22 protein-coding genes are annotated in these 21,467 nt (G+C 69.2%); 6 read left to right on the forward strand and 16 right to left on the reverse strand.

Annotated elements, in window-relative coordinates; all coding sequences use genetic code 11:
* Positions 1 to 80: 80 nt before the first annotated feature.
* The 8 genes from H5407_RS01330 to H5407_RS01365 all read right to left on the reverse strand — a co-directional run bounded on the left by H5407_RS01330 (position 81) and on the right by H5407_RS01365 (position 5,671).
* On the reverse strand, positions 81 to 629 hold the full coding sequence (locus tag H5407_RS01330; protein ID WP_183102599.1) for a DUF2946 family protein: 549 nt from the start codon (positions 627 to 629) through the stop codon (positions 81 to 83).
* Positions 630 to 678: 49 nt separating this feature from the next.
* Complete coding sequence (locus H5407_RS01335) at positions 679 to 1,440, reverse strand: hypothetical protein (RefSeq protein ID WP_183102600.1); 762 nt, start codon at positions 1,438 to 1,440, stop codon at positions 679 to 681.
* The gene (locus H5407_RS01340; RefSeq protein ID WP_183102601.1) at positions 1,437 to 2,426 is read right to left on the reverse strand and encodes an ABC transporter ATP-binding protein; all 990 of its coding nucleotides are present in this window, start codon (positions 2,424 to 2,426) and stop codon (positions 1,437 to 1,439) included. Before H5407_RS01340 ends, H5407_RS01335 begins: the two co-directional genes overlap by 4 nt.
* A gap of 140 nt (positions 2,427 to 2,566) precedes the next feature.
* Positions 2,567 to 3,580: a YheT family hydrolase gene (locus H5407_RS01345; protein WP_183102602.1), complete on the reverse strand. Its 1,014-nt coding sequence runs from the start codon at positions 3,578 to 3,580 to the stop codon at positions 2,567 to 2,569.
* Positions 3,580 to 4,029, reverse strand: a complete 450-nt coding sequence (locus tag H5407_RS01350) for a nuclear transport factor 2 family protein (protein WP_183102603.1) — start codon at positions 4,027 to 4,029, stop codon at positions 3,580 to 3,582. The genes H5407_RS01345 and H5407_RS01350 overlap by 1 nt, the downstream gene beginning before the upstream one ends.
* A gap of 10 nt (positions 4,030 to 4,039) precedes the next feature.
* Positions 4,040 to 4,246: a zinc-finger domain-containing protein gene (locus H5407_RS01355; RefSeq protein WP_183102604.1), complete on the reverse strand. Its 207-nt coding sequence runs from the start codon at positions 4,244 to 4,246 to the stop codon at positions 4,040 to 4,042.
* Positions 4,247 to 4,287: 41 nt separating this feature from the next.
* Positions 4,288 to 5,211 carry a branched-chain amino acid transaminase gene (locus tag H5407_RS01360; protein WP_183102605.1) on the reverse strand — a complete coding sequence of 308 codons (924 nt, stop codon included), beginning with the start codon at positions 5,209 to 5,211 and terminating at the stop codon, positions 4,288 to 4,290.
* A 43-nt stretch (positions 5,212 to 5,254) separates the two neighbouring features.
* The gene (locus tag H5407_RS01365; RefSeq protein WP_183102606.1) at positions 5,255 to 5,671 is read right to left on the reverse strand and encodes a hypothetical protein; all 417 of its coding nucleotides are present in this window, start codon (positions 5,669 to 5,671) and stop codon (positions 5,255 to 5,257) included.
* 163 nt (positions 5,672 to 5,834) lie between these two features.
* Here H5407_RS01365 and H5407_RS01370 point away from each other — a divergent pair, with 163 nt between their 5' ends.
* Both H5407_RS01370 and H5407_RS01375 read left to right on the forward strand, forming a co-directional pair.
* Entirely contained in the window at positions 5,835 to 6,377 is a 543-nt protein-coding gene (locus H5407_RS01370; protein WP_183102607.1) for a hypothetical protein, read from the forward strand.
* Entirely contained in the window at positions 6,364 to 6,978 is a 615-nt protein-coding gene (locus tag H5407_RS01375; RefSeq protein WP_183102608.1) for a hypothetical protein, read from the forward strand. Before H5407_RS01370 ends, H5407_RS01375 begins: the two co-directional genes overlap by 14 nt.
* On the opposite strand, the gene H5407_RS01380 is transcribed toward H5407_RS01375, so the two are convergent.
* Positions 6,939 to 7,391, reverse strand: a complete 453-nt coding sequence (locus H5407_RS01380) for an antibiotic biosynthesis monooxygenase (RefSeq protein ID WP_310737596.1) — start codon at positions 7,389 to 7,391, stop codon at positions 6,939 to 6,941. The genes H5407_RS01375 and H5407_RS01380 overlap by 40 nt on opposite strands.
* Positions 7,392 to 7,572: 181 nt before the next feature.
* On the opposite strand from H5407_RS01380, the gene H5407_RS01385 reads away from it, so the two are divergent.
* Positions 7,573 to 9,474 (forward strand): diguanylate cyclase domain-containing protein, encoded by a 1,902-nt coding sequence (locus tag H5407_RS01385; protein ID WP_183102609.1) that lies wholly within the window; start codon positions 7,573 to 7,575, stop codon positions 9,472 to 9,474.
* A 7-nt stretch (positions 9,475 to 9,481) separates the two neighbouring features.
* Here the strand turns inward: H5407_RS01385 and H5407_RS01390 are convergent, their stop codons facing one another.
* The gene (locus H5407_RS01390; RefSeq protein ID WP_183102610.1) at positions 9,482 to 9,919 is read right to left on the reverse strand and encodes a hypothetical protein; all 438 of its coding nucleotides are present in this window, start codon (positions 9,917 to 9,919) and stop codon (positions 9,482 to 9,484) included.
* Positions 9,920 to 9,992: 73 nt separating this feature from the next.
* Positions 9,993 to 11,366: a DNA repair protein RadA gene (gene radA, locus H5407_RS01395; protein ID WP_183102611.1), complete on the reverse strand. Its 1,374-nt coding sequence runs from the start codon at positions 11,364 to 11,366 to the stop codon at positions 9,993 to 9,995.
* 164 nt (positions 11,367 to 11,530) lie between these two features.
* Here radA and H5407_RS01400 point away from each other — a divergent pair, with 164 nt between their 5' ends.
* Positions 11,531 to 12,166 carry a LysE family transporter gene (locus tag H5407_RS01400; RefSeq protein ID WP_183102612.1) on the forward strand — a complete coding sequence of 212 codons (636 nt, stop codon included), beginning with the start codon at positions 11,531 to 11,533 and terminating at the stop codon, positions 12,164 to 12,166.
* A gap of 96 nt (positions 12,167 to 12,262) precedes the next feature.
* Positions 12,263 to 13,174, forward strand: a complete 912-nt coding sequence (locus H5407_RS01405; protein WP_183102613.1) for a DMT family transporter — start codon at positions 12,263 to 12,265, stop codon at positions 13,172 to 13,174.
* A 29-nt stretch (positions 13,175 to 13,203) separates the two neighbouring features.
* On the opposite strand, the gene H5407_RS23990 is transcribed toward H5407_RS01405, so the two are convergent.
* The 4 genes from H5407_RS23990 to alr form a co-directional block, all read right to left on the reverse strand.
* Positions 13,204 to 13,710, reverse strand: a complete 507-nt coding sequence (locus H5407_RS23990) for a hypothetical protein (protein WP_220800392.1) — start codon at positions 13,708 to 13,710, stop codon at positions 13,204 to 13,206.
* Positions 13,711 to 13,794: 84 nt separating this feature from the next.
* A complete protein-coding gene (locus H5407_RS01415) occupies positions 13,795 to 14,139 on the reverse strand; it encodes a PspC domain-containing protein (protein WP_183102614.1) in 345 nt (114 codons plus the stop codon).
* 196 nt (positions 14,140 to 14,335) lie between these two features.
* Positions 14,336 to 17,392, reverse strand: coding sequence for a carboxypeptidase regulatory-like domain-containing protein (locus tag H5407_RS01420; RefSeq protein WP_183102615.1), 3,057 nt, complete (start codon positions 17,390 to 17,392; stop codon positions 14,336 to 14,338).
* 315 nt (positions 17,393 to 17,707) lie between these two features.
* On the reverse strand, positions 17,708 to 18,826 hold the full coding sequence (gene alr, locus H5407_RS01425; protein ID WP_183102616.1) for an alanine racemase: 1,119 nt from the start codon (positions 18,824 to 18,826) through the stop codon (positions 17,708 to 17,710).
* Positions 18,827 to 19,182: 356 nt separating this feature from the next.
* Here alr and lplT point away from each other — a divergent pair, with 356 nt between their 5' ends.
* A complete protein-coding gene (gene lplT, locus H5407_RS01430) occupies positions 19,183 to 20,460 on the forward strand; it encodes a lysophospholipid transporter LplT (RefSeq protein ID WP_183102617.1) in 1,278 nt (425 codons plus the stop codon).
* 66 nt (positions 20,461 to 20,526) lie between these two features.
* Here the strand turns inward: lplT and H5407_RS01435 are convergent, their stop codons facing one another.
* On the reverse strand, positions 20,527 to 21,441 hold the full coding sequence (locus H5407_RS01435; protein ID WP_183102618.1) for a hypothetical protein: 915 nt from the start codon (positions 21,439 to 21,441) through the stop codon (positions 20,527 to 20,529).
* Positions 21,442 to 21,467 lie beyond the last annotated feature (26 nt).

Genomic DNA, 21,467 nt, shown 5'->3' on the forward strand with positions numbered 1-21,467 from the left:
GTCTGGTAGCCAGGTAAGGCGGCCATCGCTGGTGAGGCAAGTGTTGGTGCAGCGAGTCTAGCGCGCCAACGGCACGGCACTCAGGGCTGTGGATGGCGCACGACGTGGTGTTGTCGGCACAGTGCCTCGATGGTCGCGCTCGCAGGCACCCATGCCGACTGCTCCACCGCTTCGGCGGCCAGGCCCATGTCCATGCTGTGCACCAGGCCCAGTACCGGCGTCTCGAGGCCGGGCAGGCGGGCGCTCAGCAGCAGGCGGTCGTGTTCGTCCAGCCAGCAGTCCAGCAGGGTGGCCTGCGGTCCGGTGTGGCTGAAGATGCGGGGCGAGCCCCCCGGCCCCAGCCCCTGCAGGCGCCAGACATGCGGCGCGACCTCTAGGGTGACGTAGACCCGCTGCGGCCCGTTCTGGAAGAACCAGGCCCCGTGCTCGTCGGGCAGGTAGTTGCGGTGGATGAACTCGCGCAGCTTGTCATGGATGATGCGGCTGCCCTTGACCTGGGGGAAGGGACCGGCGGCCTGGACGCGCTCGTCGCGCATGTACCAGTCGCCGCGGGCGTCCAGGGCCAGCCAGTCGTAGCAGTGGGGCACATTGGGCCACTTCTTCAGGGCCGCCTTGACGATGTCATCCATGGCAGCAGTGTAGGACTCCCGCCCGCGGCCGGCGGTGATGCTCCCTTCTTCAGAGGTGCCCCAGCACGCCCAGGCGCCGGGCGCGAGCCAGGCAGGCGTGGAAGCACAGCAGGCCCAGGGCCAGCCAGGCGCCGCTGTTGAGCGCCACCCAGGGCCAGACGTCGGCGGACAGCGCGGTGCTGGTGCTCGCGGCCCGGGCCGCCGCCGCAGCCAGGGCATAGGGCAGCCAGGCCAACTCGGAGACCGGATAGGCCGGCAGGGATACGAGGGCGATCACCATGGGGTAGGCGGCCACCATCAGCAGCTCGCCACGCTTGACCAGCAGGCTCAGGCCCCCGATGGCATAGCCGATCCCGGCCAGCGAGGGGCAGCCCAGCACGGCCAGGCCCAGCAGCGCGGGTGAGACCTGCACGCGCCCGTCCGTGAGCACGCCGATGAGCACCAGCGTCAGCACCAGCAAGACCAGGCCCAGGGCCAGGCCCAGCACCAGGCGAAGGCCCAGCAGGCCTGCGAGGCTCAGCGGCGCCAGGTTCAGCTGCTCCAGGGTGCGCTGGCGTGCCTCCTCGACGATCTCCTTGGAGGCCGCATGGGCCGCGCCGCTGGCGAACAGCCACAGCGCGAAGCCGGCGATCAGGCCGTCCGCGCGGCCCGAGGCCAGGTTCTGCCCACTGGCCTTGAGCACCGCATAGACCAGACCGCCGAAGAGGCTGAGCACAAAGCCCAGGCCCAGCACGGTCTCGGCCCAGTAGCGCCGGGCCAGCCACAGCTCGCGCCGGGCCTCGTTGAGGGCATGTCTCCACAGGCGTGTCATGGCCGGGCCTCCGTGGCCACGGTGCTTTCGCGGCCCTGTTCCAGGTATTCGAGGTAGTGCTCGCGCAGGTCGATGCGGCGCAGCTGCAGCTGTTCGCTGGCGGCCAGCCAGTCGGACCACAGCGCTGCCAGGCGCATGACTTCGGACGGATTCTTCAAGGGCAGAGCCCAGTCCTCGTCCTGGCGCTCCCAGCGGCGCCCGGCCAGCCAGTCGGGCAGGGCGGGGCAGGGCGCCGGGTGGCGGACCTGCAGGCGGTAGGGATGGGGCAGATGGGTGAAGGTCTCGCGCGGGCCGTCAAAGCGCTTGCGGCCCTGGTGGATGCAGACGATGCGCGGGCACAGGCGCTCGATGAAGTGCAGGTCATGCGAGCTGATCAGGAAGGTCTGGCCGTCGCGCGTGCCCTGGCGCACCAGCGCCTGCAGGCGCTCCACGCCTTCGAGGTCCAGGCCCAGGGTGGGCTCGTCCAGCAGGGCCAGAGCGGGCCGGTGGATCAGCGCGCCGATCAGCGCAGCCCGCAGCTTGTTGCCAGTCGAGAGCTGGCGGATGGGGGCGCGCACATCGTCCAGGCCCAGGGCCTCGGCCATGCGGCGGAAGTGACCGGGGTCGAAGCGGGTCTCGCGCAGCTCGCAGAAGTAGCGCGCGTTCTCCAGGGTGCTGAGCCGTTCGTAGGCGGCACCCCGGCCTTCCAGCAGCACGCCGATCTCGCGCAGATGCGGGCCGCCCTGGCCCGCCGGCAGCGCAGGGCCGCCGCGCCAGCGCAGGGTGCCCTGGTCGGCGCCGCACAGCCCGGTCAGCAGCTTGACCAGGGTGGTCTTGCCCGAGCCGTTGGGGCCCAGCAGGCCCAGCACCTCGCCGGGTTGCAGGTGCAGCTCGAAGTCCTCCAGGGCCTGCACGGTGCCACCGCTGCGCCGATATCGCTTGCTGGCCTGCGCCAGCTGCAGCAGGGGCGTGGCACTGCCGTCCTGTGGGATCGCCGTCCGGCTCATGTCTGCTCTCCTTGCTCCAAGGCGGGGCCATGCTAGCCGCGCCAGGTGATGGGCGCATGCGCAAGCGGGTGGATGGTGGCCGTCGCGGCATGAACGGCCGATCCGGCCGTCGGACGGGCGGCAGGCCTGGGCGCCTGCCCTCAGGCCAGGCGCTGGCCCAGCCAGTGGCAGACCAGCTCCGGCATGGCCAGCACATGGCCCGGGAAGCGCCCGCCGGGGAAGCCGACGTGGCCGCCGTGCGCAGGCTGCCAGAGCGTCACGAAGGGGCCGGCGTCTTGCACGGCGGGCAGGGAGGCCGCCGGCACGAAGGGGTCGTTGCGCGCGTTGAGCACCAGGGCTGGCAGCCGGATGCGCGGCAGCTGGGGCTTGGCCGAGGCGCGGGCCCAGTAGTCCTCGGTGTTGCGGAAGCCGTGCAGCGGGGCGGTGAAGAGGTTGTCGAACTCGTAGAGGTCTCGCACCTCGCGCAGGGCCTGGCCATTGAACAGGCCGGGATGCTGCTGCAGCTTGCGCAGGGCCTTGGGCACCATGGTGCGCAGGAACATGCGCGTGTAGACCTGCCTGTTGAAGCCGCTGCCGATGGCGCGGCCCGACGCGGCCAGGTCGATGGGCGAGCAGATGGCGGCCACGGCGCTGGCGCTGTGGCGCGCGGTGTCGCCGGCTTCCTGCGCCCAGCGCAGCAGGGCATTGCCCCCCAGGGACACGCCTGCGGCGATGAGCGGCCCGCGGTGCTGGCGGCGCACCTGTTCCAGCATCCAGCCGATCTCGGTGTAGTCACCCGAGTGGTAGGCCCGCGGCGCCAGGTTCAGCTCGCCAGAGCAGCCCCGGAAATGCGGGATCACGCAAAGCCAGCCGCGGCGCCGGGCGGCGTCGGCGAAAGCCTGGGCGTAGTGGCTCTGCGAGCTGCCCTCCAGGCCGTGGAAGAGCACCAGCATGGGCACGTCGCCCCGGGGGGGGGCCGGCGCCTCGGCACGCGGAGGCCGGCTGGGCGGGGGCGGCTCAAGCAGGAAATCGGCGTCGATGAAATCGCCGTCGGGCGTGGTCCAGCGCTGACGCTGGAAGGCCAGGGGCTTGCCGAAATGCCGGCGCGAGAACAGGGCCGGCCAGATGGTCTGGACCTGTCCGCCGGGCTGCCACCAGGGAGCGCGGAAATCCATCAGTGCAGGATGGTCGGCTCCTGCACGACTTCCTGGATGTCGTGGCCGGTGCCTGGGCTGGCGTGGTGCAGCACCATGCGCCAGCCTTGCGAGGTCTTGAGGTAGACGTTGGTGGCGATCACCCAGGCGCTCTGCACGCCGTCGGCCCCTTCCACCTGCACGCGCTCCAGCACCTGGTGGATGGCGGTGTCACCGGTGTGCAGGCGCCGCACGCGCTCGGGCGTGACGGCGATGGGCCCCTGCTGGAACACCGTCTCGAAGGCTGCGCGGATGGCCACGAGGCCGACCACGCGCGGGCCGCCGGGGTGGACGCAGGAGACTTCGTCTTCGTCTGCCCAGATGTCCATCAGCCGGTCCAGCTCACCATGCTGCAGGGCCTCGTAGAACTGCTGCTCGATGTCCTCGGGGGAGGCCATCAGCGCGGCCGTCTGCGCCTTGGGGCGGTGCATCGCGCGGCCTTCAGTGCGCGGCGTGCAGGTGCTCGCCGTCCTTGAGGCGATAGACGGTGCCGCAATAGGGGCACTTGCCGCCCTCGTCATGCGTGACGTCGATGAAGACGCGGGGGTGGTTGCTCCACAAGGGCATCTTGGGGTTGGGGCAGGCAACCACGCCGGGGCCCTGCACGTCCTTGGCCAGGACTTCGACGATGGATTTGGCTTCGCTCATGGGGACTTCTCTTCTTGTGTGTGATGCGATGGGGCCCGGCCTCAGACCAGGCTCAGCCAATGCGCGTACTTGGGGTTGCGGCCGCTGACGATGTCGAAGAAGGCCGACTGGATCTTCTCGGTGATGGGCCCGCGCGAGCCAGCGCCCAGCTCGATGCGGTCCAGCTCGCGGATGGGCGTCACCTCGGCGGCGGTACCGGTGAAGAAGGCCTCGTCGCAGATGTAGACCTCGTCGCGGGTGATGCGCTTCTCCACCAGCTTCAGGCCCAGGTCCTGGCAGATGTGAAAGATGGTGTTGCGGGTGATGCCGTTGAGTGCGCCCGCGGAGAGGTCGGGCGTGTAGACCACGCCGTTCTTGACCACGAAGAGGTTCTCGCCCGCGCCCTCTGAGACGAAGCCCGAGGCGTCCAGCAGCAGGGCCTCGTCGTAGCCGTCGTCCGTGGCTTCCATATTGGCCAGGATGCTGTTGGTGTAGTTGGACACCGTCTTGGCCTGCGTCATCGTGATGTTGACGTGGTGGCGGGTGTAGGAGCTGGTCTTGACGCGGATGCCGCGCCTGAGCCCCTCCTCGCCCAGGTAGGCACCCCAGGCCCAGGCGGCGACCATCAGGTGGATCCTGTTGCCCTTGGGACTGACGCCCAGCTTCTCGGAACCGATCCAGGTGAGTGGGCGCAGGTAGCAGCTCTCAAGCGCGTTCTCACGCACCACGGCCTTCTGGGCCTCCTCGACCTGCTCAAGCGTGAAGGGGATCTTCATGCGCAGGATCTTGGCGCTGTTGAACAGCCGCTCGGTGTGCTCGCGCAAGCGGAAGATGGCCGTGCCCTGGGGCGTCTTGTAGGCGCGCACGCCCTCGAAGGCGCCGCAGCCGTAGTGCAGGGTGTGGCTCAGCACATGGATTTTGGCATCGCGCCAATCGACCAGCTGGCCATCCATCCAGATCTTGCCGTCGCGATCGTCCATGGACATGGGGGCTCCTTGCTCGGGGGGCTTGAGGGTTGACCCGGGGATTCTATGTCGCGCCTGCCTCGCCATCACCGGTCGGCGTGCCCTGTTCCGGCGGCCGCTGCAGCACCCATTGCTGCAGCACGCCCTTGCTGAACTGCAGCTCGAGGCGAACGCCGCCGGCGTCCGTCCAGGCCCAGGCCTCCTCGCGGCCCTCGACCTTGGCGCCCAGGCTGCGGGTCAGCGGCAGCACCTCCATCAGCTTCATGCCCGGGTGCAGGCGCGACTGCAGCATCACGGCGCTGTCGATGCGACCCACCGGCGCGCCATTGGCCGCCTGCATCACCCGCATCAGCCGGCTGAACTGCAGCAGCAGCCAGAACACGACCACCGTCAGGGCCAGGATCACGCCCTGCCACCCCATCAGCACCCCGCCCATGACCAGGGCCGCCAGGGCCAGGGCCGATCCAATCCATGCATTCATGCCGCGATGCTAGCGCCTGGCGGCGGGGAGGGCGGCCGCCCAGGTTTACCTCTTCTCACAAAATGGGCGGATGCCATCCGTACGTACCCGCTAGAGTGCGCGGCAGACCTTGAGGCCGAGCCCGCCGGGGCGGCGGCGATTTGCACAAAAAGGGAGGAAAGTCATGAGCACGGTCAGTGGTACGACATGGGTGCAGCAATTCCCGACCAGCACCAGCGTGGCCGACTTGAGCGCCGATTTCAGCGCAGCGGTCAGTCGCTTCATCGCCGCCCTGCGGGATGCCGGCGCGCAGGTGAGCATCGCGGCCACGCTGCGGCCGCCCGAGCGGGCTTACCTGATGCACTACGCCTGGCGCATCGCCCAGGAGCAGCTCGATCCGGCCACGGTGCCCGCCATGGACGGCGTGGACATCGACTGGACCCACCGCAATGCCCAGGGCCAGACCCAGCTGCAGCAGGCGCGTCAGGCGGCTGCACAGATGGTGACCGGCTATGGCATCGTCTACCGGCCCGCGCTGACGTCCCGCCACACCGAGGGGCGCGCGATCGACATGAACATCACGCAGTACCTGAACAAGAGCGTCGCCACGGCTGCAGGCCAGGCGCAGACGCTCACCACGGCCGCCCAGCTCCATGCCCTGGGCGCCGGCTACGGCGTGCACAAACTGGCCTCAGATCCGCCGCATTGGTCCGATGATGGTCATTGATCGCTGCCGCCGCATGGCCCGTCGGGCCCTGGGTCTGTCCCTGACCCTGGGGCTGGCCATGCCGGCCTGGAGTGCCGAATGGGGCCTGCTGGATGGGCGCATCAGCGGCGGATGGTTGCGCTACTCGCAGCCTGCTCAGTCCGGGCAGGCCGGCACGACGCCCCAGCGCGGCCATGCCTTGCGCCTGCTGCCGCAGCGGGATGGCCCGCAGGCGGCCTGCTGCTGGCAGGTCCGACCCGCTAGGCCGGCGCAGCCCTCGGGCGAGCTCTCGGTGCCGCTGCTGGCCTCCCAGGATGAAGAACTCGCCCAACTGCCCGGACCGGGGCTGGCGGTCCAGCCCCTGGCCCAGCTCGACATCGCGGCGCTGAAGGCCCCCTTCATCGGCCTGTGGACCGACGCGCCGGTGCGTGTGCAGGCCCTGGGGCCCCAGCAGCTGGTGATGCTCTGGCCCAGCGACGGTCCGGTGCTGCGTCTGCGTTACTGCCTGGCCACCGAAGGTCTGCGCATCGACGCCCTGGATCTGCGCAGCCTGGCCCGTACGCGCTGGTATCTGCCGCTGGACTACGCCATCGAGGCCGGTCCGCTCAGCTGCCAGGATTGATCGGGCTGGGCTGAGTGCAGCGGGTCTGCCGGGCCCTCGTCGGCATCCCAGCCATAGGCGCGCTCCACGCGGGCCACGCGAAGCTCATAGTGGCGGTACCAGCGCAGGCGGCCTGTGTCACGCGCGGCTTGGTGGCGCAGCTCGGCGCGCCAGGCGCCGATGGCGGCATCGTCCGTCCAGTACGAAACGGTGATGCCCAGGCCGTCGGCGCCCCGTGCGCTCTCGGCGCCCAGGTAGCCCGGCTGGCGGGCGGCCAGCTCCACCATGGCCGTCGCCATGGCGTCATAGGCCGGATCCGGCGCACTGCGCTGGCTGGTGAAGATCACGGCCACATAGGGCGTGGGAAAGCGGCCGGCAAAACCTGGCGGCGGGGGGGCCGGCGGTCGGGCGTCGGGCTGCGTAGGCTGGGTCATCGTCAGCTTGGGTTGTGTCGGAGACAGGGGTATTCTGTGCGATCGTGCCAGGCCCTCCAGGCTGTCGGGACGTGATCCGAGCGCCCGGGCGATGGCCTGTGGCGCGACGCCGGAGGTGATGCATGGCTGAACGGTGCAGGCGGGGTCAGGATGCGCAAACGCAGCGTCGGCGGGGTGCCGTATGAGCCTGCGACGGCGTCTGCTGCGCTGGCGTGCCCGCTGGCGCCGGGGGCCGCATCTGACGCAGGGCCTGCCCTGGGCCATCCTGCTGCTGGGTCTGATGCTGAGCCTGGGCCTGTGGTCCCACGAGCGCCAGGAAGCGGAGCAGGCGCTGCAGCGCGACCTCGACGTCGCCCTGCACGCCGCCGGCCAGCGCCTGTCCCACCGCCTCGATGCCTTGCAGCAGATCCTGTCCGCCGTCCATGCCCTGGCGCAGACGCAGGAAGCGGGCGCCGCCGGGCGCAGCCTGGACGAGGGGCGGCTGAGCCGCTTTCTGGAGGCCCTGCCCCTGGGGGCGGATCATGCCGGCCTGGAAGGCCTGGCCCTGGTGCGCTGGGTGCCGGGCCGGGTGGCGGACGACAAAGCCAGCCCGCGCGCCCTTCTGGGACCGCTGCTGCCGGGCCCAGGTCAGCTGGGGCAGGCGCCGGACCTCTGGCGCGAGTCCCTGCTGCAGCCGACCCTGCAGCGTGCCCGGGAGAGCGGGCAGCTCGCGCTGAGCCCGGCCCTGGACCTGCGCAGCTGGCGCCTCGGGCGCAACCTGGGCTTCGTGCTTGTCCAGCCCCTGTTCCGGCCGTCCCCGGACGGCAGCCATCGCCTCGAGTCCTGGGTGCTGGCGCCGGTGGCGCTGGCCGCTCTGATGGACCCCCTGCAGGCCCAGATGCCGCGCGGCCTGAGCCTGCGGCTCTTTGAGGGCGATGGCATCCCGGACCCGCCGCTGCTCTACCAGGCAGCGCAGGCCCCGGCCCGCGGCCTGCGCCAGCGCGAGGAGCGGCTGCATCGCGGCGGCCAGGCGTGGACGCTGCAGCTGCTGGTCCATGCCGATTACGCGCCCCTGACCCGCCTGGGCGAGCCCCTCACGCTGGGCCTGCTGGGTGGCCTGGGCAGCCTGCTGCTGGCCTTGCTGGCCTGGGCCCTGGCGGGCTCGCGCGAGCGTGCCCAGGCCCTGGCCCAGCGCATGACGCGGGCCCTGCGCGAAAGCGAGCAGCGCTGGGCCTTCGCACTGGAGGGCGCGGGCGACGGCGTCTGGGACTGGGACATGCGGGCCGACACCCTGGTCACGACCGCCCGCTGGAAGGCGCTGATGGGCTGGCCCCTGTCAGCCGCCGAGCCACGCCTGTCGCAGATGCTGCCCCTCGTCCATCCGGACGACCACGCCGGGCTGCGCCAACGCCTGCGTGACTGCATCCAGAACAGTCAGGGCAGCTTCGAGGTCGAGTACCGCGTGCGGGCCGAGGGGGGCGGCTGGCGCTGGCTGCTGGCGCGCGGCCGCATCGTTGAGCGCGACAGTGTGCATGAGCCTCTGCGCATGATTGGCACCCTGTCCGACATCGACGCTCGCCGCCAATCCGAAGCCCAGATCCATTTCCTGGCCCGCCACGATCCGCTGACCGAGCTGGCCAACCGCGCGCATTTCTCCGAGCGCCTGCAGCAGGCCCTGGCCCATGCCCGGCGCTACCGCGAGAGCCTGGGTCTGATCCTGGTCGACTTGGATCGCTTCAAGCCCGTCAACGACATCCACGGGCATGCCGTGGGCGACGAGCTGCTGCAGGCCATGGCCCGGCGCCTGAAGGCTGCGGTGCGGGAGACTGATGTGGTCGGCCGCATCGGCGGAGACGAGTTCCTGGTGCTGCTGTGCGGCCCGGTCAGCCGCGAGAGCGCCCGGCACGTGGCGGAGAAGATCTACAACCTCGTCGCCCAACCTCTGCAGCTGGGTGATCTGAGCCTGGAGCTGACCTGCTCCGTGGGCCTGGCCATGTACCCCGAGGATGGCGAGGACGAGCACAGTCTCAAGAAGGCCGCCGACGACGCCATGTACGCCAGCAAGCGCGCCGGCCGCCTGCTGCTGGGCGCGGCGGGTGGCTGAACGCAGCTCAGGCCTTGGTCTGCAGCAGCACGCAGCGCACCCAGTGCCCCGCGGCCAGGTCCTCGCGGTGGCCCGCCAGGAATTTCTCGGCGGTGGAGTTGGCCGAGAGGAACCGCATGCCATGCAGATGGCCCATGCCGGGCAGGGGCCGGGTCCAGGCACGCTCCAGTACGGCGTTGAACCAGGACACCTGCTCCTCCTCGCCCGGCTGGGCGTCGGGCTGGCCCAGCAGCAGCACGACCTCGTAGGGGCCATGCTCCAGCATCTCGGTGGCGCTGGTGAGCACTTGCAGTCCGCCGTTGCTGATGTTGAGCACCAGGCCCGCCGGGCCGCGGCTGAATTGCACGGGCTTGAAGATCCAGCCCGGCAGCGTGGCCACGTCCTGCGCGGCGGCTGGCAGGTCGAAGCGGGTGTGCTGTCGTTGCTCGGAGGCAGAGTCGGTCATGAGGGGCTCCTTGCTGGCCGGCTTGGCCGTGCGGTGCATCGTATGCAGACTTGGGCCTGAGGGCCAGGGGGTTTCAGTCAAGGCCGCGCAGCACGGCGATGGCGTCCTCGATGCGGTCCACCGCATGCACCGTCAGACCCTCGACGGCCTTCTTGGGCGCATTGGCCTTGGGCACCACGGCGACGCTGAAGCCCAGCTTGGCCGCCTCCTTGAGACGCTCCTGCCCGCGTGGCGCCGGCCGAACCTCGCCGGCCAAGCCTACTTCGCCGAAGGCGATGAAGCCGCGCGGCAGCGCCCGGCCGCGCAGGCTGCTCTGGATGGCCAGCAGCACGGCCAGGTCGGCGGCGGGCTCGCTGATGCGCACGCCGCCCACGGCGTTCACGAAGACGTCCTGGTCGCCTGTGGAGACGCCGGCGTGCCGGTGCAGCACGGCCAACAGCATGGCCAGGCGGTCGCGGTCCAGGCCAACCGAGAGCCGGCGCGGGCTGGGGCCGCCGGAATCGACCAGGGCCTGCAGCTCCACCAGCAAGGGGCGCGTGCCCTCCAGGGTGACCAGCACGCAGGAGCCCGGCACCGGCTCGCCATGGGTGGAGAGGAAGATGGCGCTGGGATTGGCCACGCCCTTGAGGCCCTTGTCGGTCATCGCGAAGACGCCGATCTCGTTCACGGCGCCGAAGCGGTTCTTGATGGCACGCACCAGGCGGAAGCTGCTGTGGGTGTCGCCCTCGAAATAGAGCACTGTGTCCACGATGTGCTCCAGCACCCGCGGCCCGGCCAGCGCGCCTTCCTTGGTGACGTGGCCCACCAGCACCATGGCGCAGGGCTGGCCAGTCGCGCCGGCTTTGGCGGTGCGGGTCAGCTGGGCGGCGCACTCACGCACCTGGGCCACCGAGCCGGGGGCGGAGGAGAGCTGGTCGGAGTAGAGCGTCTGGATGGAGTCGATCACGCAGAAGGCGGGGGCCTCGACCTCTATCGTGGCGAGGATTTTCTCCAGGTTGATCTCCGCCAGCACCCGCACCTGGGCGCCCGTGAGGCCCAGGCGCCGCGCCCGCATGGCCACCTGGGCGCCGGATTCCTCGCCGGTCACATAGAGCACTTTGCATTGCTGGCTCAGGGCATCCACTGCCTGCAGCAGCAGGGTGGACTTGCCAATGCCGGGATCGCCACCGATCAGCACCACGCCGCCGGCCACGATGCCGCCGCCCAGCACGCGGTCCAGCTCCTCCTGGCCGGTGGGGGTGCGTTCGTAGTCGCTGGCCTCGATCTCTGACAGGGTGGCCACCGGTTGGCTGCGCGCCAGGGCCTGGAAGCGGTTCTTGCCGCCGGCGGGCTCGGCGACAGTCTCGATCAGGGTGTTCCAGGCGCCGCAGTGCGGGCATTTGCCCAGCCACTTGGGGCTGCTGCCGCCGCATTCGCTGCAGCTGTAGACGGTTTTTTCCTTGGCCATGGCCGGGATTGTGGCGTGGCCGGGGCCCGCTTCCCGGCGCTTCGCGGGCTTCTTGCCGCCGTGCGTCCCTCGCCCTCAGCACAAACCCGGACAAAGTGCTACAACCACGGTTCGCCGCCGCCCACCGCTGTTTCAAGGGCGCGGCTCATGCCGGAGCCTTTGACATGGAATTCTCGACCTGGCTGGCCTTCTTCGCCGCCTCCTGGGCCATCAGCCTTTCACCGGGTGCCGGCGCCATCGCCGCCATGAGCTCCGGCCTCAATCACGGCTTCCGCCGCGGCTACTTCACCACCTTTGGCCTGGTCCTGGGCATCCTGACCCAGATCGTGCTGGTGGGTGCCGGCCTGGGCGCCCTGATTGCGGCTTCCTCCTTCGGCTTTGCCCTGGTCAAGTGGCTGGGCGTGGCATACCTGGTGTACCTGGGCGTCCAGCAGTGGCGCGCGCCGGCCAAGCCCCTGGTGGCGGCTACCGAGCCCTCGGAGGCCCGGGCCGTGAGCCTGCGCCAGCTGGTGCTGCGTGGCTGGGCCATCAACGCGGTCAACCCCAAGGGTACGGTCTTCCTGTTGGCCGTGGTGCCGCAGTTCCTGGACATGCACCAAAGCCTGAGCTCGCAGTACACCGTGATCGGCGCCACCCTGTGCTTCACCGACCTGGTGGTCATGGCTGGCTACACGGCTCTGGCCGCCAAGGTGCTGTCGGCCCTGCGCAGCGCCGAGCACATCAAGACGCTCAACCGCGTCTTCGGCAGCCTCTTCATCGCGGCTGGCACCCTGCTGGCCACCTTCAAGCGCGCTGCCTGAGCGAGCGCGGCGCAAGAAGCGGGTCGCCTCAGTGGCGTACCCAGCGTGAAATCTGAAAGACGCGCCGATCCCGGCGCGTCTTTTTATGGAACCTGCATGAGCACCACCGCCGCCCTGGCCCCGGCCGCCCCGGGTCTGTCCTCCCGCTGGCTCTTCTGGGGCCCCACCTTGATCTGGGCCAGCACCTGGCACGTGATCCTCTATCAACTGGACAGCGGCGTGCCGGTGCTCAATTCCGTGGCCTGGCGCTTCGCGCTGGCGGCGCTGATGCTGGCCGGCCTGGCGCACTGGCGCGGCGAGAGCCTGCGCATGCCCCTGGGGGCCCACGGCCTGATGCTGGCGACCGGCATCGTGCAATACAGCGGCAACTACGTCTCTGTCTACGAGGCCGAGCGCCACATCCCCAGTGGACTGGTGGCCGTGTTGTTCTGCCTGATGGTCTTCGGCAACGCCTTCTCGGGGCGCCTCTTCTTCGCGCAGACCGTGAGCCGCCGCTTCCTGCTGGCGGCCAGTGGCGGCGTGGCCGGTGTGGTGATGATCTTCTGGCCCGAGATCGCCGCGACAGGTGCCCGGCCCACTGCCGCCCTGGGGCTGGGGCTGGGCCTGCTGGCCGTGCTGTGCGCCTGTGTGGGCAACGTGCTGACGCTCACACTCACCCGGCGCGGGCTGGCCCTGGTGCCGGTGTTGGCCTGGAGCATGGGCTATGGCGCGGCCTTCCTGGCCTGCCTGTCCCTGCTCAACGGCAGCGGCTGGCATTTCAGCTGGCAGCCCAGCTACCTGCTGAGCCTGCTGTACCTGGCCGTGGCCGGCTCGGTGGCGGCCTTTGTGATGTACTTCAAGCTGGCCCAGCGCCAGGGCGCCGCGCGGGCGGCGCTGACGGGCGTGGTCATCCCGGTGATCGCCCTGGCCGTCTCCGCTCTGCTGGAGGGCTGGATGCCCACGGCCCTGTCCCTGGCCGGCATGGGCCTGTGCCTGGGCAGCATCTACGTGGCCACGCGGCCGCAATGAGGGCGCTGCCGCGTCGGTAGCGGTGTGGCTCAGGCGCCAGACGCAGGGTGCTTCAGCTGGAGCGTGCCGCCCACCGCCAGCGCCTGCCAGTCCTGCAAGACTTGCAGGGCCTGCGCATGCAGCGCGGCGCCGTACCGACGGGCATTGGTGGCCGGCAGGGGGATAGCGCGCGCCTCGCAGGCCAGGCGCACCCCTTCGGCGAAGGCCTCCGCATCAAAGGCGCCGGCCCAGAGCTGGGTCTGCAGGGCCTCGACCACCGCCTCGACCTGCCAGCAGGCGCCCGCGGCGGCGGCTGCGATGTCGGCAGGGGGGGCGTGGAGCTGCTTCATCGTGAAAGCCGGCGCCGCGCCCTGGGCCACCTGGTCCAGGAAGCCATGGCGCAGTTCCGGCAGGGCCTCGACAAGCACGTGGAGCAGGTCATGCGGCAGGGTGCCCTGCCGGGGCATCAGCAGCCGGCAGCTGCTGCCATCGTTGCGACGCATCTCCAGGCCGTCGAACTTGTCCTGCGGCGGGTGCTTGGTGGCAATCAGGTCCATGCGGGCACTATAGGCGCCAGCCCGTGGCACGGGACTCGTCCAGGAGGGGGGGAGCGCGGATCGCCCGCGCCCCCGCCTCCGACCTCACTCTTCAGGCACGAAGATCCACAGCAGCAGGTAAACCAGCAGGCCGCCGCCGACGCACAGGCTGGTCAGCACGAAGAGCAGGCGCCAGATCCAGGACTCCACATTCGTCATGCGACCCAGGCCGCCACAGACGCCGCCCAGCCAGCGGTCGTTGAGGCTGCGCCGCAGGACCTGACCGGTGGCCGGGCTGCCGAAGGGGGCACTGCCCGGCGCGGAGCCGGGGGCGGCGGCCGCCTCGCCCTGCAGGATGCGGGCCTTGGCGCGGGCGAATTCCTCGTCGCTCAGCTGACCCTGGCGATGCAGCTCCGCCAGGCGTTCCAGCTCACTGCTCATGCTGCTCATGTGTGCTCCTTGAGTTCGAGAACCCGGTGTTCTCAGGCGCTAGCCTAAACCCTCCGCGCGCCGCGCCAAGCCCTCTTGGACGGCCTGCAGCACGCCGCCCCTGGACTGCAGTAGCAGCCGACAGGGGCAAAAAAAGACCCCGGACAGCGGGGCTGCGCGGGGTCGCATGCGGCGGGGCGCAGGCCCCGCGCCGGACTTACTTGAAGTCGTAGGACAGCGTGAACTTGACCGAACGGGGGGCGGTGTAGCTCAGCGTGCGGCCGAAGGTGGGCGACACGGCGTCGCCGTCCAGGTAGGTCTCGTCCACGTTCTGGGCGACCTGGCGGTTCAGGAGGTTGAACACGTCCACGCGCAGGGACAGGCCCTTGATGGTCGCAGGGCGGTAGACCACGTTCATGTCGAAGCGGGTATCCCAGGACAGGTGGCCGAAGGTGCCGCGCGGCGAGGGCTTGCCGTCGCAGTAGTGATAGGAGGAACCATAGCCCTGGTCACCCGTCGGGTTGCTGCCGGCGTAGGCGCCCAGGCAGTTGGTCGGGCGGCCGGCGGCCAGCAGCACGTTGCCGCCCACTTGCCACTGGTCGTTCAGCTCCATGAAGCCGAAAGCCTTGATCTGGTGGCGGCGGTCGTTGGGCAGGTAGCCGTAGGCGTGCTCCATGATGCCGGAGTGGTCCCAGGTCTGGGTGGCGGACACGTCGGTCTGGCCCACGTCGGACAGGGTCTGGCCTTCGGTATTGCCCTTGTTGTAGGACAGGGTGTAGTTGATCTTGCCGTACCAGCCGTCACGGAACGGATGCTCGGCGAAGAAGTCCAGGGCGAAGTAGCTGCGGCTGGGTGCCTTGCGCTGGCCGGGGTTGTCGGCGAAGCCCATCTCGGCGGCCGAGAGGGTCACCGGCACGAAGGTCTTGCCGTCGCCCGAGTAGTTCACCAGGAAGGTGTTGCTGCGGCCGGGGTTGATGGACGCGCAGGTGAAGCCGCCCCAGTGGCTGGCGTCGATGCCGTGGTCCTCGGCGTACTTGTTGAAGGGGGTCTGGTCGCAGTAATCGTCGATGGTCGAGATCATCTTGCGATAGGTCAGCTTCGCACCGACGTTCAGCCGCTCCGTCAGCGTGCGCTCGATGCCCAGGGTGATCTCGTCCTGCGCGGCGGCCTTGAGGTCCTGGGCCGCGACGGTCTGGTAGAGCTTGGCCTGGCCGAACTCGTTGTCCGGCGAGCCGGTGGCCAGCAGCACCGGGTTGATCGGTGCGCCCTTGGCATCGACGCCGGAGTAGGTGGAGTAGGTGTCGATGTAGGTGGAGCGGCTGGCACCGCGCACGGCGATGTGCGTGGGGATTTGAATGGCATAGCGGCCCACGCTGCCGAAGACGTGCGTGGTCTTGTCGCTCAGCGGATCCAGCGAGAAGGCCAGACGCGGGTTCAGGTTCTTGTTCTTCAGGAAGACCTGGCCATCGCCGTTCTTGTTCTCGTAGGTCTCGTTGCGCAGGCCCGCGGTCACCAGCAGGTCCTTGGTGACCTGGTACTTGTCCTCGATGTACTGGGCGGCCTGGGTGGATTCGGCGTTGGTGATGTCGTCGAACTGCGTGGCGCGCACGTAGTAGCCCTGGTTGCCCAGCTGACCTCCAGCTGCCGGCGTGATGGTGCCCACGCTGCGCAGGTCGGTGACTGGCACCGTGCCATCCGGCGAGGCGGCGGACTTGAAGTAGGTGTAGGTCAGGCCACCGGCGGTGCTTTCACCGGCGTTGATGGAGCGCAGGGTGTTGTTGTCGATACCGGCACGCACCGTGTGCTTGCCGTGCTGCCACTCGATGTCCAGGCGGGTGGACTTGACCTTGTCCTTGGCGCCTTCTGCCAGCAGGCGCTCGCCTGCGAAGGGCTGGGCGGTGGTGTTGTATGTGATGCCGGGGGCTCGGTTGACGGGGCTGGCGATCACGCCGGGCAGCTTGGGGTCGTAGCCGGCCAGGGTCTGCTTATGCGGCGAGTCGCTGCGGCCATGAAGGAAGGTGAGGGTCAGGTCTTGCGTCAGGCTGCCGGTGTACTTCAGGATCTGCGAGGTTGAGCCGACGCCATCGGTCTTGTTGGCCACGTCCCTGAAGGTGGAGGTGTCGCCCAGGCTGCCGAAGCGGCTGTCGGTGGCGTAGTCCCAGCCACCCAGACGCTCCTTGCGCGTGTAGGCGTCGCCCAGCAGGGTCAGTTCCAGGTGGTGGTCGTCGGTCACGTTCCAGTCGAACTTGGACATGTACCGGTTGTTGACGTTGCGAGCGTCCGTCCAGCCGGAGTCGCTCTTTTCGTCAACGTCGCGGGTCAGGGTGACCTGGCCGGTGTTGCGCATCAGGCGCTCCACGGCGGTGAACATGAACAGCTTGTCCTTGATCAGCGGGCCGCCCACGTAGGCACCGATGGAGTATTCGTCCTCGGTGTTGTGCCGGCGGCTCTGGAACAGGCTGCCGTCGGTGGTGTTCTTGCCAGTCTTGGGATAGAAGATGTCCTTGCGCGTGCCATGCAGGCTGCTGGGCGTGAAGCTCATGTTCACGCCGCCTTCCCAGATGTTGCCGCCGCTCTTGGTGGTGATGTTCACCACGCCGCCGGTGGAGCGGCCGAACTCGGCGCCGAAGCCGCCGGTCAGGATCTGCGCATTGGCGATGGCGCCGAAGGGCAGCTCGGAAGAGCCCAGCTGGGTCAGCGGGTTGGTGACCGGGAAGCCGTTGATGTAGTAGGCATTCTCGGAGGCGGCGCCGCCGCCGAAGCTGGCGCCGCCGGCATAGCGGCTGTCGGCCTTGGTGGTGTTGGGGGCCAGCTGGATGATGCCGTCGATGGACTTGGCCACGGGCAGGCGATCCAGCTGCGCGGCGCTGAAGGTGGCGCCGTTGTTGGAGTTGGCCATGTCCAGGCGGGCGACCTTGCCCGTCACCTCGACGGTGCTGAGGGTCTGGGCCGTGCCGAACTGCAGCTCGGAGCCTTGGCCGATGCGGACTTCCACGCCTTCGCGGGTCGAGACCACGGCGCCATCCTTCAGCAGGGTGACCTTGTAGGTGCCGGCGGGCAGGGCGGTCACGTTGAAGCGGCCGCTTTCATCCAGGGTGAGGGTGCGCTTGGCACCGGTGGCGGCGTTCTCGACCACCAGCGTGCTGCCCTTGGCATTGGCGGCCTGGCCGTAGATGGTGCCGACGGTGTTCGATTGTGCGTAGACAGCGGAGCTGGCCAGCATCAGGCTGATGGCAGCGGCCAGCGACGACTGGCGGAGAGTGGAAAGCTTCATGGGCGGGAATCCCTCGTGTTGATTGAGCCACGTTGGCCCGCCCCGGCTAGCGCTCAGCGGTAACGGGCGCGGCCTTGGTGGCGAGCCCGTGCATTGCATGCCTTTCTGGCGCCGTCGGCCTTTGGGGTAAGGCCTAGGCGCGCAGCGGCGCCGCACCGTGAGAAATGCCCGGAATTCCCTAGAAACAAGGACTTGCGCGTGTCCAGACCCCAGCAAGAGCCGGGCCACTTCACCTTCCTTTACAAGCTGCACCCGGGCAATCGTCGCCGTCAGGCAACAGTCAGCATCCCGCCAAAGGGTGGTGCGGCCGGGTGCTCAGGCCTGCAGCGCTTCCACCTGCACCGGCACGCGCCGGGTGATGGCGCACATCAGCTCGTAGCCGATGGTACCGGCGGCGCGGGCGACTTCGTCGATGGAGAGCATGGCGCCCTTGCTGCTCTGGCCCCACAGCGTCACCTCGGAGCCGAAGCCGGCCTGGGGCAGCTCGCTGAGGTCCACGGCGAGCATGTCCATGGACACGCGGCCCACGGTCTGGCTGCGCTGGCCGTCCACCAGCACCGGCGTGCCGCTGTTGGCATGGCGGGGATAGCCGTCGGCGTAGCCACAGGCCACGGTGCCGATGCGCATGGGGCGGTCGGCAACAAAGGTGCTGCCATAGCCCACGGAGTCGCCTGCCTGCAGATGCTGCACGGCGATGACTTTGGCGCGCAGGCTCATGCCCGGCTTGAGGTCCCAGTGCGCCATGTCGTGCTCGGGGTAGTCCGGCACGCCGCCATAACTCATGATGCCGGCTCGCACCCAGTCGGCGCGGACCTCATCGCGCTGGTTGTAACGCAGAGTTGCAGCGCTGTTGGAAAGCGAGCGCTCTCCTGGCAGGTCGTGTGTGGCCTCGGTCCAGGCGGCCATCTGGTGGGCGATGCCGTCCTCGCCGAAGCGCCGGGCGTCGGCGTCGGAGAAGTGTGTCATCAGCGAGATCTCATCGACCTGGGGCAGGGCGTTGAGCCGGGTCCAGGCGGCGCGGAAGGCCTGCGGCGTGAAGCCCAGGCGGTTCATGCCGCTGTTCATCTTGAGGAAGACGCGGTGCGGCTCGTGCGTCTTGTGCATGGCCAGCCAGTCGATCTGCTGCTCACAATGCACGGCATGCCAGAGCTTCAGGCGCGAGCACAGCTCCAGGTCACGGGCCTCGAAGCAGCCCTCCAGCAGCAGGATGGGGCCCCGCCAGCCCAGCTCGCGCAGCAGCTGGGCCTCGTCCAGGTCCAGCAGCGCGAAGCCGTCGGCGGCCCGGAAGGCTTCGAAGACGTTGGCAACGCCATGACCATAGGCATTGGCCTTCACCACGGCCCAGACCTGGGCGTCCGGGGCGCAAGCGCGGGCGCGGGCCAGGTTGTGGGCCAGATGGGCGGGATGGATCAGGGCTTGGATGGGACGCGGCATGGCTGCCATTGTGGCAGCAAAGCCCGAGGGTTTGCCCTAGGCCGCCGGCTTGCCGGGTGCGCTGCAGGCCTGGCTTGGGCCGGGAAAGCGGTGCGGCCCTGGGCCGAATCGGCAGCGCTCCGGCGGTGCACCCTGGCCCCCGCAGGCCCTTCGTGCCGTCGTCGGCATCCGCTGGCCGCTGCGAAGGATTGCAGCCGCCCACGGGCCGCCGGGCCCTGACGTCATGGCATGCACAGGTGTGCGTGCTATAAACCCGCCGCAGCATGGCCCGCTTGTGAAGTTTTGTGAGGCGTTTACGGGGGCACGGCTTTTATCTCCTTTGCTTCGATAAGACAGGTATTCACAAGCTCGGGTCCATGAAAAAAGGCTTCTACACCATCATGGCGGCGCAGTTCTTCAGCTCGCTGGCTGACAACGCGTTGTTCGTCGCCGCCGTGGAGTTGCTGCGCAGTGGCGGGTCTCCAGAGTGGCAGCGCGCGGCCCTGGTGCCCATGTTCGCGCTGTTCTACGTCGTGCTGGCACCCTTCGTCGGCGCGTTCGCTGATGCCGTGCCCAAGGGCCGGGTGATGTTTGTCTCGAACAGCATCAAGGTCGTGGGCTGCCTGCTCATGCTGACGGGACTGCACCCGTTGCTGGCCTATGCGGTCGTTGGCCTGGGGGCTGCGGCCTACTCGCCGGCCAAGTACGGCATCCTCACCGAGCTGTTGCCGCCGTCGCAGCTGGTAAAGGCCAATGGTTGGATCGAGGGCCTGACCATTACCTCGATCATCCTTGGCGTGCTGCTGGGCGGCCAACTGGTCGGGCAGCACATCGCGCCGCGGCTGCTGGCGCTGGACGTGCCTCTGGTCGATACCGGTATCGACACCCCTGCCGAGGCGGCCATCGCCGCTCTGGTGAGCCTTTACTTGCTGGCCGCGGCCTTCAACCTGCGCATCCCGCGCACCGACAGCGCCCTGCAGCCCATGGGCAGGGACCTGCTCTATCTGGTGCGCGATTTCGCCAACTGCAATTCGCGTCTCTGGCAAGACAAGCTGGGCCAGATCTCCCTCGCTACCACGACCCTGTTCTGGGGCGTCTCCGGCAATTTGCGCTACATCGTGCTGGCCTGGGCCCTGGCAGCGCTGGGCTATGGCACGACGCAGGCCTCCAGCCTGGTCGGGGTCGTTGCCATCGGCACCGCTGCGGGTGCCGTGGTGGCGTCCATGGTCATGCGCCTGGACAAGGCAACGGCCGTGGTGCCTCTGGGCATCGTCATGGGCCTGCTGGTCATCCTCATGAACTTCATCCACAACGTGTGGATCGCTGCGCCCTTCCTGATTCTGCTCGGCGGCATCGGCGGTTACCTCGTCGTTCCCATGAACGCCCTGCTGCAGCACCGCGGCCACAACCTCATGGGCGCAGGCCGTTCCATCGCGGTGCAGAACTTCAACGAGCAGGCCTGCATCCTGGGCCTGGGTGCGCTGTACACGGGCATGACCCGCGTGGGCATGTCGGCCTTCGGCGCCATCACCATCTTCGGCCTGGTCGTGGCCGGTACCATGTGGCTGATCCAGCGCTGGCACCGCAGCAACTGCGTGCAGCATGCCGAGGAAGTGCAGCGCCTGCTGGCCATCGCCCGCAGCGACAAGCACTGAGGCCGGCCTGCGGACAAGCAAAAGGGGCGCTGCGAGCGCCCCTTTCTCAGGGTCGGCCCACCGCGCTCAGGCCTTCTTCTTCCCGCCCGTGTTCCCGTTGAGCACGCCCTCGATGTGCTCGCTCCAGGCGCGCGCGATCTTGAAGCAGCCGCTGTGGTTCAGGTGAATCTCGTTGAACCAGTCGCCGCTGTTGCCGCTGGAGCCGGGCGCGGCCAGGGCCAGGGGCACGGCGGTGGAATCGAAGACATGCAGGCCAGGATAGAGCTGCTGGTCGGCCGCCAGGCGCTTGAGCAGCTGGGCCAGGTGGTAGACCATCAGCCGGCTGACCGCCGCCCAGTCCGCGGCGGGGATGGCATAGGCCTTCAGCGCGGGGTAGAGCCAGGGCCCCGAGGCGTCCTCGGCACCGGCGGGGCGGGGCATGGGCACGGCATAGCTGTGCATGAAGACCGGCTTGCCCGCCGAGCGGCCCTGGTCGCGCAGGCTCAGCAGGTGGCGCAGGTTGGCGCTGAGGTAGTCGGCATAGGTGGCCCAGCCGGGCTCCGAGAAGTAGCGGGCCACGCCGGCCGAGGGCGGGCCCCATTCGGTCTGGCGGCGCAGCAGGCGCAGGTGCAGGGCCACGGGCTCGCCGCCGGGCAGATGGGCCGGGGTCTGGGCCGCCTTGACCAGGTCATTGCCGCCGACCGACAGCAGGATGCCGTCCCAGGCGGGCACATCGTCAGCACTGAGCAGGCGAACGAACTCGGGTGCGGACTCCAGGTCCACCATGTGGCTCAGGGCATTGCTCTGGCCGGCGCAATTGACGGCCAGGGCCTTGTCCCGGAAGACCAGCTCCTCCAGCAGATTGGCGTGCGCATTCATCTGCGCGGCGGTGAAGCTGAACCAGGAATCACCCTGGGCCAGCAGGCGCCAGCGGTAGGCGCTGAGGTCGGGTGCCGGTTTCGCTTGCAGATCAGCCGGGGTCAAGCAGGCCAAGTGGTCCAAGTCGGGCTCTCCCTAATTCATGGGGC

It is taken from the genome of Mitsuaria sp. WAJ17 (assembly GCF_014174515.1).
Classification (GTDB): Bacteria; Pseudomonadota; Gammaproteobacteria; order Burkholderiales; family Burkholderiaceae_C; genus Roseateles_B.